Origin of the sequence: Streptomyces aureus (assembly GCF_001418135.1) — a bacterium.
GTDB classification, from domain to species: domain Bacteria; phylum Actinomycetota; class Actinomycetes; order Streptomycetales; family Streptomycetaceae; genus Streptomyces; species Streptomyces aureus_A.
Genome location: NZ_LIPQ01000053.1, coordinates 1 through 12,445, shown reverse-complemented (window position 1 = coordinate 12,445; position 12,445 = coordinate 1). Strand labels below are relative to the sequence as shown.

Annotated in this window: 14 protein-coding genes; 8 read left to right on the top strand and 6 right to left on the bottom strand. The window is 69.8% G+C overall.

The window, feature by feature from the left end:
* Positions 1 to 15: 15 nt before the first annotated feature.
* The 4 genes from AOK00_RS06075 to AOK00_RS06060 all read left to right on the top strand — a co-directional run bounded on the left by AOK00_RS06075 (position 16) and on the right by AOK00_RS06060 (position 3,452).
* Positions 16 to 933, top strand: a complete 918-nt coding sequence (locus AOK00_RS06075; RefSeq protein ID WP_055599280.1) for a F0F1 ATP synthase subunit gamma — start codon at positions 16 to 18, stop codon at positions 931 to 933.
* Positions 933 to 2,375 (top strand): F0F1 ATP synthase subunit beta, encoded by a 1,443-nt coding sequence (gene atpD / locus AOK00_RS06070; RefSeq protein WP_055599279.1) that lies wholly within the window; start codon positions 933 to 935, stop codon positions 2,373 to 2,375. Before AOK00_RS06075 ends, atpD begins: the two co-directional genes overlap by 1 nt.
* A gap of 113 nt (positions 2,376 to 2,488) precedes the next feature.
* Complete coding sequence (locus tag AOK00_RS06065; protein WP_024761909.1) at positions 2,489 to 2,863, top strand: F0F1 ATP synthase subunit epsilon; 375 nt, start codon at positions 2,489 to 2,491, stop codon at positions 2,861 to 2,863.
* A gap of 142 nt (positions 2,864 to 3,005) precedes the next feature.
* On the top strand, positions 3,006 to 3,452 hold the full coding sequence (locus AOK00_RS06060) for a DUF2550 domain-containing protein (protein ID WP_079041857.1): 447 nt from the start codon (positions 3,006 to 3,008) through the stop codon (positions 3,450 to 3,452).
* 64 nt (positions 3,453 to 3,516) lie between these two features.
* Here AOK00_RS06060 and AOK00_RS06055 read toward each other — a convergent pair whose 3' ends face one another.
* The 3 genes from AOK00_RS06055 to AOK00_RS06045 all read right to left on the bottom strand — a co-directional run bounded on the left by AOK00_RS06055 (position 3,517) and on the right by AOK00_RS06045 (position 7,335).
* Entirely contained in the window at positions 3,517 to 5,277 is a 1,761-nt protein-coding gene (locus AOK00_RS06055; protein WP_055599277.1) for a glycoside hydrolase family 18 chitinase, read from the bottom strand.
* Positions 5,278 to 5,488: 211 nt separating this feature from the next.
* Positions 5,489 to 6,142 carry a response regulator gene (locus AOK00_RS06050; RefSeq protein WP_055599276.1) on the bottom strand — a complete coding sequence of 218 codons (654 nt, stop codon included), beginning with the start codon at positions 6,140 to 6,142 and terminating at the stop codon, positions 5,489 to 5,491.
* On the bottom strand, positions 6,139 to 7,335 hold the full coding sequence (locus AOK00_RS06045) for a sensor histidine kinase (protein ID WP_254047256.1): 1,197 nt from the start codon (positions 7,333 to 7,335) through the stop codon (positions 6,139 to 6,141). The genes AOK00_RS06050 and AOK00_RS06045 overlap by 4 nt, the downstream gene beginning before the upstream one ends.
* 152 nt (positions 7,336 to 7,487) lie before the next feature.
* On the opposite strand from AOK00_RS06045, the gene AOK00_RS06040 reads away from it, so the two are divergent.
* On the top strand, positions 7,488 to 8,111 hold the full coding sequence (locus AOK00_RS06040) for a hypothetical protein (RefSeq protein ID WP_055599275.1): 624 nt from the start codon (positions 7,488 to 7,490) through the stop codon (positions 8,109 to 8,111).
* Here AOK00_RS06040 and AOK00_RS06035 read toward each other — a convergent pair.
* From AOK00_RS06035 to AOK00_RS06025, 3 genes are read right to left on the bottom strand one after another with little or no spacing between them, the layout of a single operon-like run.
* On the bottom strand, positions 8,031 to 8,603 hold the full coding sequence (locus AOK00_RS06035; protein ID WP_055599274.1) for a cob(I)yrinic acid a,c-diamide adenosyltransferase: 573 nt from the start codon (positions 8,601 to 8,603) through the stop codon (positions 8,031 to 8,033). The two genes, AOK00_RS06040 and AOK00_RS06035, sit on opposite strands and share 81 nt — an antisense overlap.
* Positions 8,604 to 8,616: 13 nt before the next feature.
* Positions 8,617 to 9,366, bottom strand: a complete 750-nt coding sequence (locus tag AOK00_RS06030) for an ABC transporter permease (protein ID WP_055599273.1) — start codon at positions 9,364 to 9,366, stop codon at positions 8,617 to 8,619.
* Positions 9,367 to 9,401: 35 nt separating this feature from the next.
* Entirely contained in the window at positions 9,402 to 10,175 is a 774-nt protein-coding gene (locus AOK00_RS06025) for an ABC transporter ATP-binding protein (RefSeq protein WP_055599272.1), read from the bottom strand.
* A 106-nt stretch (positions 10,176 to 10,281) separates the two neighbouring features.
* Between AOK00_RS06025 and AOK00_RS06020 the strand changes: the two genes are divergently transcribed.
* The 3 genes from AOK00_RS06020 to AOK00_RS06010 form a co-directional block, all read left to right on the top strand.
* Positions 10,282 to 10,920, top strand: a complete 639-nt coding sequence (locus AOK00_RS06020; protein ID WP_055599303.1) for a TetR/AcrR family transcriptional regulator — start codon at positions 10,282 to 10,284, stop codon at positions 10,918 to 10,920.
* A gap of 323 nt (positions 10,921 to 11,243) precedes the next feature.
* Positions 11,244 to 12,092: a 3-hydroxyacyl-CoA dehydrogenase family protein gene (locus tag AOK00_RS06015; RefSeq protein ID WP_055599271.1), complete on the top strand. Its 849-nt coding sequence runs from the start codon at positions 11,244 to 11,246 to the stop codon at positions 12,090 to 12,092.
* A gap of 126 nt (positions 12,093 to 12,218) precedes the next feature.
* A partial coding sequence (locus tag AOK00_RS06010) for an STAS domain-containing protein (protein WP_107097318.1) occupies positions 12,219 to 12,445 on the top strand: 227 nt, incomplete at its 3' end.

Sequence of the window (12,445 nt, the reverse complement as noted above, 5' to 3'; positions counted from 1 at the left end):
GAAGGGACCTGACTCATGGGAGCGCAGCTCCGGGTCTACAAGCGTCGCATCAAATCCGTCACCGCGACGAAGAAGATCACCAAGGCGATGGAGATGATCGCCGCCTCGCGTGTCGTCAAGGCGCAGCGCAAGGTGCAGGCGTCGACTCCGTACGCGACCGAGCTGACGCGCGCGGTCACGGCGGTGGCCACGGGTGCGAACGACAAGCACCCGCTGACCACCGAGGCGGAGAACCCGGTCCGCGCCGCGGTCCTGCTCCTCTCGAGCGACCGCGGTCTGGCCGGCGCCTTCAACTCCAACGCCATCAAGGCCGCGGAGAAGCTGACGGCGAAGCTTGAGGGCGAGGGCCGTGAGGTCACCGTCTACGTCGTCGGCCGTCGTGGCATCGCCCACTACAACTTCCGCGAGCGGAAGCTGGCCGGCACGTGGACCGGGTTCACGGACCAGCCGTCGTACGGCGACGCCAAGACGATCGCGGCTCCGCTGATCGAGGCGATCGAGAAGGACACGGCGGAGGGTGGTGTGGACGAGCTCCACATCGTCTACACCGAGTTCGTCTCGATGATGACGCAGACGGCGGTCGAGGCCCGGCTGCTGCCCCTCAGCCTCGACGAGGTGGCGAAGGAGGCGGGCGACAAGGACACCCTTCGTCCGCTGTACGACTTCGAGCCGTCGGCGGAGGACGTCCTCGACGCCCTGCTGCCCCGGTACGTCGAGAGCCGGATCTACAACGCGCTGCTCCAGTCGGCTGCTTCCAAGCACGCCGCCACGCGACGCGCGATGAAGTCGGCGACCGACAACGCGGGAGACTTGATCAACAACCTCTCCCGACTTGCCAACGCGGCCCGCCAGGCCGAAATCACCCAGGAAATCAGCGAGATCGTCGGTGGCACCGCAGCCCTGGCCGACGCGACCGCGGGGAGTGACAAGTAATGACGACCACTGTTGAGACGGCCGCCGCCACGGGCCGCGTCGCCCGGGTCATCGGCCCGGTCGTCGACGTGGAGTTCCCCGTCGACGCGATGCCGGAGATCTACAACGCGCTGAACGTCCAGGTTCCGGACCCGGCCGTCGAGGGCGGGACCAAGACCCTGACCCTCGAGGTCGCCCAGCACCTCGGTGACGGCGTTGTCCGCACCATCTCGATGCAGCCCACCGACGGTCTGGTCCGCCAGGCCCCGGTGACCGACACCGGCACGGGCATCACCGTTCCCGTCGGTGACGTCACCAAGGGCCGCGTGTTCAACACGCTGGGTCAGGTGCTGAACGCGGACGAGTCCACCGTGGCCGACGCGCCGCGCTGGACGATCCACCGCAAGGCCCCGGCCTTCGACCAGCTCGAGTCCAAGACCGAGATGTTCGAGACCGGCCTGAAGGTCGTCGACCTTCTCACCCCGTACGTCAAGGGTGGAAAGATCGGTCTGTTCGGTGGTGCCGGTGTCGGCAAGACCGTTCTGATCCAGGAAATGATCGTCCGTGTGGCCAAGCTGCACGACGGTGTGTCGGTCTTCGCGGGCGTCGGTGAGCGCACCCGTGAGGGCAACGACCTCATGGTGGAGATGGAGGAGGCCGGCGTTCTGGACAAGACCGCGCTGGTCTTCGGCCAGATGGACGAGCCCCCGGGCACCCGTCTCCGCGTGGCCCTCGCCGGTCTGACCATGGCGGAGTACTTCCGCGATGTGCAGAAGCAGGACGTGCTGTTCTTCATCGACAACATCTTCCGCTTCACCCAGGCCGGTTCCGAGGTGTCGACCCTGCTCGGCCGCATGCCCTCCGCGGTGGGTTACCAGCCGAACCTGGCCGACGAGATGGGTCTCCTCCAGGAGCGCATCACCTCGACCCGTGGTCACTCGATCACCTCGATGCAGGCGATCTACGTCCCCGCCGACGACCTCACCGACCCGGCGCCGGCGACCACCTTCGCCCACCTCGACGCGACGACGGTTCTCTCCCGTCCGATCTCCGAGAAGGGCATCTACCCGGCCGTGGACCCGCTGGACTCCACGTCCCGGATCCTGGACCCGCGCTACATCGCGCAGGACCACTACGACGCCGCCACGCGCGTCAAGGGGATCCTGCAGAAGTACAAGGACCTCCAGGACATCATCGCGATCCTCGGTATCGACGAGCTGAGCGAGGAGGACAAGCTCGTTGTCCACCGCGCCCGCCGTGTCGAGCGCTTCCTGTCCCAGAACACCCACGCGGCGAAGCAGTTCACCGGTGTGGACGGTTCGGACGTTCCGCTCGACGAGTCGATCGCCGCGTTCAACGCGATCTGCGACGGTGAGTACGACCACTTCCCCGAGCAGGCGTTCTTCATGTGTGGTGGCCTCGAGGACCTCAAGGCCAACGCCAAGGAGCTCGGCGTCTCCTGAGCCCCGTGCTCTCCCGAGGGGGGCGGGATCCGGTCCCGCCCCCCTCACCACGCCCACTAGAATTGACCCCAACACCCGGCACGACCGCCGGGTGGTGACCCGAGGAGCCACCCTTGGCTGCTGAGCTGCACGTCGAGCTGGTCGCCGCGGACCGGAGTGTCTGGTCCGGCGAGGCCACCCTGGTCATCGCGCGTACCACCTCCGGCGACATCGGCGTCATGCCCGGCCACCAGCCGCTGCTCGGTGTGCTGGAGTCGGGCCCGGTGACCATCCGTACCAGTGAGGGCGCGACTGTCGTCGCCGCCGTCCACGGTGGATTCATCTCGTTCGCCGACGACAAGCTGTCTCTGCTCGCGGAGATCTGCGAGCTGGCGGACGAGATCGACGCCCAGCGCGCCGAGCGCGCGCTGGAGCGTGCGAAGTCGGATTCCGACGCGGCCGCCGAGCGGCGCGCCGATGTCCGGCTGCGCGCGGTAGCGGTCCGCTGACGGTCCGCGCAGAGTAGTGCCCTCAGCCGCGGCACGGCTGGAATTTTCCAGACCGTGCCGCGGCTGAGGCGATGCAGATGCAGGTTGTATTCGGTTCTGCCGGCGGTGCCGGCTACGGGACGCAGCGAGGAGGTCGGTGAAGATGTTCCTCGCTCTGCTCGTGTGCGGCCTGGTCGTCGCACTGGTGGTGATCGGGCTCTTCGTCTTCGGCTTGCGCCGGAGGCTGATCCAGCGTGCCGGCGGCACGTTCGACTGCTCGCTGCGCTGGAACGTCCCGGACGAGCCGGATCCGAGCGGCAAGGGCTGGGTGTACGGCGTCGCCCGCTACAGCGGTGACGAGATCGCCTGGTTCCGCGTCTTCTCGTACGCGCCCCGCCCGCGCCGGACCCTGGAGCGTTCGTCCATCGTGGCCCTGGAGCGCCGGATGCCGGAGGGCGAGGAGGAGCTCGCGCTGCTCTCCGAGATGGTGATCCAGCCCTGTATGTACGAGGGCGTCCGCCTGGAGCTCGCGATGAGCGAGGACGCCCGGACGGGTTTCATGGCCTGGCTGGAGGCGGCGCCTCCCGGGCAACGGGTGAATGTTGCCTGATGCGTGAAGAAGCGGGGGTCGGCGTGCTGCGCCGGCCCCCGCTTCGTCGTATCCCCGTGGGGGGCTAGTTCAGACCGGTGTTGATGGCGCCGACGAGTTCGCCGTTGCTGGTGTCACCGCTGAACTCCCAGAAGAACGCTCCGCCGAGGCCCTGGTTCTTGGCCCAGCTCATCTTCGAGTTCACGGTGGCCGGGGTGTCGTAGCTCCACCAGTTGCTGCCGCACTTGGCGTAGGCCGTGCCCGCGATCGTGCCGGTGGCCGGGCAGGAGGTCTTGAGGACCTTGTAGTCCTCGATGCCCTGCTCGTAGGTGCCCGGGGCGGGGCCGGTCGCCGTGCCGCCGGGGGCGGCCTGGGTGACGCCGGTCCAGCCGCGTCCGTAGAAGCCGATGCCGAGCAGCAGCTTGTTGGCGGGGACGCCCTTCGCCTTGAACTTGGCGATGGCCTCGGCGGAGTTGAAGCCCGCCTGCGGGATGCCGGCGTACGAGGTGAGCGGGGAGTGCGGGGCCGTCGGGCCCTGCGCCGCCCAGGCGCCGAAGAAGTCGTACGTCATGACGTTGAACCAGTTCATGTACTGAGCGGCGCCCGCGTAGTCGGCGGCGTCGATCTTGCCGCCGGCGGAGGCGTCGGCCGTGACGGCCGCGGTGACCAGGTAGTTGGGGCCGAACTTGGCACGCATGGCCTGCATCATGTTCTTGAATGAGGCGGCGCCGCTGGTGTCACAGGACAGACCGCAGGCGTTGGGGTACTCCCAGTCCAGGTCGATGCCGTCGAAGACGTCGGCCCAGCGCGGGTCCTCGATCAGGTCGTAGCAGGACTGCGCGAAGGCGGCCGGGTTCTGCACGGCCTGGCCGAAGCCGCCGGACCAGGTCCAGCCGCCGAAGGACCACAGGATCTTGATGTTCGGGTAGGCCTTCTTCAGCTTGCGCAGCTGGTTGAAGTTGCCGCGCAGCGGCTGGTCCCAGGTGTCGGCGACGCCGTCGACGGACTGGTCGGCGGTGTAGGCCTTGTCGTAGTCGGCGTAGGCGTCACCGATGGTGCACTTGCCGCCCGTGACGTTGCCGAAGGCGTAGTTGATGTGGGTGATCTTGGACGCGGAGCCCGAGGTCACGATGTTCTTCACGTGGTAGTTGCGCCCGTAGACGCCCCAGTTGGTGAAGTAGCCCATCTTCACGGCGTTGGGGAGCGGCTGGCCGCCACCGCCGCCGGTGGTGCGGACGGGAGTCGCGCCGGAGGCCGGGCCGGTCTGGTCGATGGTGTCGCGGGCGACGACCGTGTAGTTGTAGTCGGTGCCGGCGGTCAGGCCCGTGTTGGTGTACGTGAGGCCGGTGACGGTGGCGACGGTGGTGCCGTCGCGCTTGACGTCGTAGTTCTTGATGCCCTTGTCGTCGGTGGCCGCGGTCCAGGTGAGCTTCACCGAGGTGTCGGTGATGTCGGAGGCGACGGGGGTGCCGGGGGCCGAGGGGGCGTTGTCGCCGGGCTGGCTGGTGCCGTCGCAGGCGGCGCCGTTGATCTTGCAGCCGCTGGGGGCGCCGGGGCCGGCGCCGTTGTAGCCGAAGGAGACGGAGGCGCCGGGCGCGAGGGTTCCGTTCCAGCCGACGTTCTTGGCTGTCCAGTGGTTGCCGGAGCTGGTGACGGTGGCGTCCCAGGCGGAGGTCACGGAGGTGCCGGCGGGGTAGTCCCACTCGACGGTCCAGGAGTTGATGGTGGTGGTGCCGGTGTTCTTGACGGTCCAGCTGGCACCGAATCCGGTGCCCCAGTCCTGGGTCTTGGTGTACGTGGCGGTGGCCGAGGTGGCCGCTTCGGCGGGGGTGGCGAGGCCGACCATGGCGGCGAGGGGCAGGATCAGGGCGGTGAGACCGGCGGCGGCCCGGTGTCTGAACCCTGCTCTGCGCGTCGGTGCTTGAGTGCTCAACGGTGCTCCTCAAGTTGCGGACGGACATGGGTGGGGGTGGTCCGTGAAGATGCGCGCGCCCCGAGAGCGTAGGAAGGTCTGGACCAATCGTCAAGAGGTCCAGACCAACGTCACCGATGTCCGGTCAGACCCCCAACTCCTGTGCCAGGACGGCCGCTTGGACCCTGCTCCGTAGGGCCAGCTTCCCGAGCACCTTGCTGACATGGGTCTTCACCGTCGCCTCCGCCATGTCGAGCCGTACCGCGATCTCCGCGTTCGACAGGCCCTGACCGAGCGTCGACAGGACCTGCCGCTCCCGGGGCGTCAGGACATCGAGCACGGAGGGGTCCGTCTTCGCCGTCTGCCGCACCGGAGCGCCCGTCGCCGCGAACTCCGCGATCAGCCGCCGGGTCACCGCGGGGGCGATCAGCCCCTCGCCGCGCGCCACCGTCCGGACCGCCTCGATCAGCTCCCGCGCCTCCGCGTTCTTCAGCAGGAAGCCCGACGCCCCCGCCCGCAGCGCCCCGAAGACATACGCGTCGAGATCGAAGGTCGTCAGGACCAGCACGTCGGCGAGCCCCTCCGACACGACGATCCCGGTCGCCGTCACCCCGTCCATCCGGGGCATCTGCACATCCATCAGGACCAGATCGGGGCGCAGCTCGCGGGCGAGCTCCACCGCCCGCTCGCCGTCCGCCGCCTCGCCGACGACCTCGATGTCCGGTGCGCTGCCCAGGATGAGCACAAGCCCCGCCCGTACCGCGGACTGGTCCTCGGCGACCACCACCCGCACTGTCATGCCCGCTCCTCGTCTTTCACGTCCATGGGCAGTTCCGCCCTGACCTGCCACCGCTTCCGCCCGTCGCGGTCCGTCACCGGGCCCGCCTCGAACGCGCCGCCGAGGAGGTCCACCCGCTCCCGCATCCCCACCAGACCGGCGCCCGAACCCGGTGCGGTCGGGCCGGGGCGATCCCCGCGCGGGCTGGTCACCTCGACGGTGAGGGCCGCCTGTCCGCCGGTGAGCACCACCCTGACCTCGCCCGGAGCCGCGTGCTTGAGCGCGTTCGTCAGGGACTCCTGCACGATCCGGTACGCGGCCAGCTCCACCGGGGCAGGGAGGCCCGCCGTCGACTCCCGGCCGTCCTCCAGGACGAGGTCGAGACCGCTCGGCCCGGCGTTGTCCCGCGCCTGTTCGACCAGGGCGTCCAGTCCGGCGAGCGTGGGCGCGGCGGCGGGCTCGGTGTCACCGCTGCTGTCCCGGAGGAGGCCGATGAGCCGCCGCATCTCCGCGAGGCCCGCCACGCTGTTCTCCCGGATCACGGTCAGCGCCTGCCGGGTGGTGGCCGGCTCGTCGATCGAGAGCGCCGCGGTGGAGTGGATCGCGATCGCCGAGAGGTGGTTCGCGACCATGTCGTGCAGCTCGCGCGCCATCCGGGCCCGCTCGGCCACGACGGCCTGGGTGCGGTCGATCTCGGCGAGCAGCGCGGTCTGCTCCGCGCGGAGGAGGGCGGCGTCGGCGGCCTGGCGGTGGTTGCGCACGACGGCTCCGGTCAGCGCGGGCAGGAACGACACCATGCCGGTGAGCAGGCCGACCACCAGGGCGATCGCGTTCTGCCACCAGACGAGGAAGCCGATCGTCACGCCGATCGTGACCAGGCCGGTCGTGTACGGGATGCGCCGGGCGGCGGCAGCCGTCCCGTAGACCACGGCCGCGTAGACCAGGTCCGTGTACATCAGCGCGGTCACGAGCGTGCCGTAGGTGAACTGGTCCGCGACGAGGGCGACCGTGCCGACGGCCAGGGCGGTCTGCGGCATCGTCCGCCGCACGGCCTCCATCGCGGCCATGACGAAGAGCGGGACCAGGGTCGCCCAGCGCGCGGTGATCAGCCGGTCGGTCTGGGTGTGCAGTCCGAAGGACCACATCAGCAGACCGACAGCGAGGCCGCCGGCGGCCATGAGCAGGTCGACGCGGTGCGGTCGGGGGAGTGTCACGTTCCCATCCAACACGGTCGGCGGACGCCGGACCTCGCCGTCCGGGCCGATCCGCCCCTCCGTCGAAGGATGTAGGCGCAGTTCGTCATCGGCGACGACGATCCGGGCGGTCCGCCGGGGGACGCTGAGGGGGTACCGAAAGGGGAACCGTCGTGATCGTCACGCTGATCGTCGTCTGCGAGGTCGGCTTCTGGGTCCTGCTGGCCGCCGGGCTCGGCGCCCGCTACCTGCTGCGGATGCCCGGACTGGGCATGGCACTGCTGCTGTGCGAGCCGCTCCTGGAGGTGCTGCTGCTCGTCGCCACCGCGATGGACCTCAAGAACGGCGCGGAACCGGCCTGGCGGCACGGCCTCGCCGCCATCTACATCGGCTACACCGTGGGCCACGGGCACCGCACCGTGAAGTGGCTCGACGGACACGCCGCCCACCGCTTCGGCGGCGGCCCGCCGCCCGTGAAGGCGCCGCGCTACGGCATGGCGCGCGCCCACCACGAGGGACGGATCTGGCTCGGCTCGGTGGTGGCCGCCTCCGTCGCCGCCGCCCTCCTGCTCGCCGCGATCTGGTACATCGGTGACGACGGCGACACCTCGAAGCTGGAGGCCTCGATCGGGGGCGTCTGGCGGCTGGTCGGCATCCACGGTCTGATCGTGCTCACCTACGCGATCTGGCCGAAGAAGGCCCCGGAGGGAGAGGCCTCAGCGGTCCCCGCCCGGGACCCAGAGCACGTCCCCGACCTCCTTGTTCGCCGTCCGGGCAAGGATGAAGAGCAGGTCTGAGAGGCGGTTGAGGTACGTGGCGGTCAGGGCGTTCATCGTCTCGCCGTGCACCTCCAGGGCCGCCCAGGTCGAGCGCTCCGCCCGCCGGACCACCGTGCACGCCTGGTGCAGCAGCGCTGCCCCGGGCGTGCCGCCCGGCAGGATGAAGGAGCGCAGCTTGTCGAGCTGTTCCAGGAAGAGGTCGCAGTCGGCCTCCAGCTTGTCGACGTACGACTGCTCGACCCGCAGCGGCGGGTACTTCGGGTCCTCGACGACCGGTGTGCAGAGGTCCGCGCCCACGTCGAACAGGTCGTTCTGCACCCGGACGAGGACCTTGACGACCTCCGCGTCGAGCTGCCCGAGGGCGATCGCCGTGCCGATGGCGGCGTTGGCCTCGTTGGCGTCGGCGTAGGCCGAGACCCGCAGATCCGTCTTCGCGGTCCTGCTCATGTCGCCGAGCGCCGTGGTGCCCTGGTCGCCGGTACGGGTGTAGATGCGCGTCAGATTGACCATGGGGCCAGCCTAGTTAGGCGATGGCCTTCTGGAACGTCCGTGTGCCGACCGTCACGGCGAGCGCCGCGACGCCGAGGGCGACGAGCACCCCGTACAGCAGCGTCGGTGTCGTGTAGTGCCCGATGTACGCCTCCCGGACCGCGTCCACCAGATGGCGGAACGGCATCAGGCGGGAGAGGACGTCCAGCCAGCAGGGGGCGAGGGTCATCGGCAGCATCAGGCCCGACAGCAGCATCGCTGGCATCGCGAGGGTGTTGATCGCGGGTCCGAACTCCTGCGGGGTGCGGAGCTTCAGGGCGAGCGCGTACGAGAGGGAGGCCAGGGTCACCGAAAGCAGCGCGACGAAGCCGAAGCCGATCAGGATGCCGGCGAGCGGCGCCCTGAGGCCCATCGGGAGGGCGACCAGGACGAGCAGGACCGCCTGGAAGACGAAGAGGGCGGCGTCCCGCAGGACGCGGCCGAGCAGCAGGGCGAGCCGGCTCACCGGGGTGACCCGCATCCGGTCGAATACGCCCCAGTTCTTCTCCATGATGATCGAGAAGCCGGCGAACGAGGCGCCGAAGAGCCCCAGTTGCAGCAGGAGTCCGGGAACGAGGATCTGCCAGGAGTCGCCCTCGCCGCCGAGCGGCAGCCCGGTGAGCAGCGGTCCGAAGAGCAGCAGGTAGAGCAGTGGCATCAGGGCGCCGAAGAAGATCTGGAACGGGGAGCGCAGGGTCTGGCGGGCGTAGCGCCCGAAGAGGAGCGCGGTGTCGTGGAGCAGCATCGGATGTCCTGGGGACGTGAGGGGACCGGGAGGTCCTAGACGGCTACGGGGGTCGTGTCGACGGGGGCCGGACCGCGTCCGGTGACGGCGAGGAACGCGTCCTGGAGGGTGGCGGCGCCGTGGGCGGCCTTGAGGCCGGCGGGGGAGTCCTCGGCGACGACCGTTCCCTTGTCGACGACGACCAGCCGGTCGGCGAGGGAGTCGGCCTCGTCCAGGTAGTGGGTGGTGAGGACGACGGTGGTGCCGTGCTCGTCGCGCAGCCGCCGCACCAGCGCCCACAGGTCGGCGCGGCTGCCGGGGTCGAGGCCGGTCGTCGGCTCGTCGAGGAAGAGGATCTCGGGCCGGTGGGTGAGTCCCATGGCGAGGTCGAGCCGGCGGCGTTGGCCGCCGGAGAGCGCCGGGGTCCTGCGGTCGAGGAGCTCGGTGAGTCCGAGGTCGTCCGCGAGTTCCTCGGCGCGGGCCGTCGCGCGGGACCGGCTCATGCCGTAGAGGCGGCCCTGGGTGACGAGCTCGGAGCGGACGGTCTCCTGGGGGTCGAGGCCGCCGGACTGGGCGACGTACCCGATGCGGCGGCGGACGGCGGCGGGATTCCGTACGAGGTCGTGGCCCGCGACGGTGGCGGCGCCGCCGGTGGGCGGCAGGAGCGTGGTGAGCATCCGGAGGGTGGTGGTCTTGCCGGCGCCGTTGGGGCCGAGCAGTCCGAGGATCTCCCCGGGCCGGACGGTGAGGTCGATTCCGCGGACGGCCTCGACGGGGCCGTTCCTGGTCGTGAAGGTCCGGGCGAGCCCGGCCGTGCTGATGATGGGCATGGCGACTACGAAAACAGAGTCACTGAAATTTTGCAACGTCCCCAAAATTTCAGAGTGGGCAAAGTTGGTGAGGCGGTAAAATTTCAGGGAGTCTAGGATGGGAGGCATGGCCGAGGGACTCAGGGAACGCAAGAAGCGCGAGACGAAGCAGCGGATCTCGGACATCGCGACCGGGCTCTTCCTGGAGCACGGCTTCGTCCATGTGACCGTCGCGGACGTCGCCGAGGCGGCGGACGTCTCCGTCAACACGGTGTACAACTACTTCCCGGCCAAGGAGGACCTCTTCCTCGACCGGATGGACGGCGTCACCCAGCGCCTCGCCCGCGCGATCCGCGGCCGCGACCGGGGGGAGTCCGCCGCGCGGGCCGTCCTGCGCGAACTCCGCCAGGACATCGGGGCCGTGTCACCCGCGTACGGACTCATGGACGGCTTCGACGCCTTCATGAACGTCATCGAGCACGCCCCCACCCTCAAGGCCCGGCTCTTCCACGTCCAGCAGCAGGTCCACGACGCCGTCGTCGCCACCCTCCGCGAGGAGACCGGCGCCGCCGCGGAGGACCCGCTGCCGCTGCTCGTCGGCGGGCAGCTCGCCTGGATCGAGAGCACCGTCGTCGGCTACATCACCCGCGCGATGACCACCGGGGGCAGGGCGACCACCGTCTCCCGTGAAGCGCTCGTGCTCCTCGACGAGATCGAGGAGCTGCTGAGCGAGAAGGTGCTGGACTACGCGGTACGGGAGGGCTGACGGCGGCACCGCGAGTGGGGGCTGACGGCGGCACCGCGAGCGGGGGGTGACGGCGGCGTCGTGGGCCGTGCGGGGGTCGCCCCCAGGCCGTACTGAGGCAGGGCGGCGGCTCCTCGCCGTGCGGCGGCGGTCGGACGAGCGCGCTCGACCACATACCTCCCGGGGGTGTGTCGCGACCGTGGAGGTGCCCGAACGGGGTGCTGCGAGTGTGACGTCCGTCAAACAGGGCGTGACGCGCGTTACTTCACGGTCACATGACGGCTCCCGACCGCTAATCTCCGCCGGAGAGCCAGAAGTGAACAGGCGTTAAGGGGTGGAACATCGTGGCCAGGAAGCTCGCCGTCATCGGGGCCGGACTCATGGGATCCGGCATCGCACAGGTCTCGGCACAGGCGGGCTGGGACGTCGTCCTGCGTGACGTCACCGATGCCGCCCTCACCCGGGGCACCGACGGCATCAAGGCGTCGTACGACCGGTTCGTCGCGAAGGGCAAGCTGGACGCCGCCGACGCCGAGGCCGCGCTCGGCCGCATCACCGCCACCACCGAGATCGAGGCCGTCGCCGACGCGGACGTCGTCGTCGAGGCCGTCTTCGAGAACCTCGACGTCAAGCACGAGATCTTCCGCTCGCTCGACAAGGTCGTCAAGGACGGCGCGGTCCTCGCCTCCAACACCTCCGCGATCCCGATCACCAAGATCGCCGCGGTGACCGGGCGCCCCGAGTCCGTCGTCGGCGTCCACTTCTTCTCGCCGGTCCCGATGATGCAGCTCGTCGAGCTCGTCCGCGGCTACAAGACCAGCGACGAGACCCTCGCCACCGCCCGCGAGTTCGCCGAGTCCGTCGGCAAGACCTGCATCGTCGTCAACCGCGACGTCGCCGGCTTCGTCACCACCCGCCTCATCTCGGCCCTCGTCGTCGAGGCCGCCAAGCTCCACGAGTCGGGCGTCGCCACCGCCGAGGACATCGACATCGCCTGCAAGCTCGGCTTCGGCCACGCCATGGGCCCGCTCGCCACCGCCGACCTCACCGGCATCGACATCCTGGTGAACGCGGCCAACAACATCTACACCGAGTCCCAGGACGAGAAGTTCGCGGTGCCCGAAGCGATGCGCCGGATGGTGGACGCGGGTGACATCGGCCGCAAGAGCGGGCAGGGCTTCTACAAGTACTGAGCCGTACCCGCTACCCCGCCTCACCCTGTGGGGTGAATTTCGGTATCGGTTCGCTGACAAGGCGCAACGTATCTGCCGGTGCGGCAGTCAGTTGTTGCGAAGACGGAGCACTCTCGGGGAGCGCATATGCACATCAGGGGCGACCATGTCGAGCTGGTCGTCGGGGGCCGCCTCGACGTCCGGAGCGCGGCGGACGCCCGTACGGTCCTGCACTCGGCCGTCGACGACGGCGTCGGCGACCTGGTGCTCGACCTGACCGGCCTCGACTCCTGGGACGCGACCGGGCTCGGCGTCATCATGGGCGCCCACCGACGCGCGGGCCGCTGCGGCCGGCGCGTCGGTGGGCGCCCATG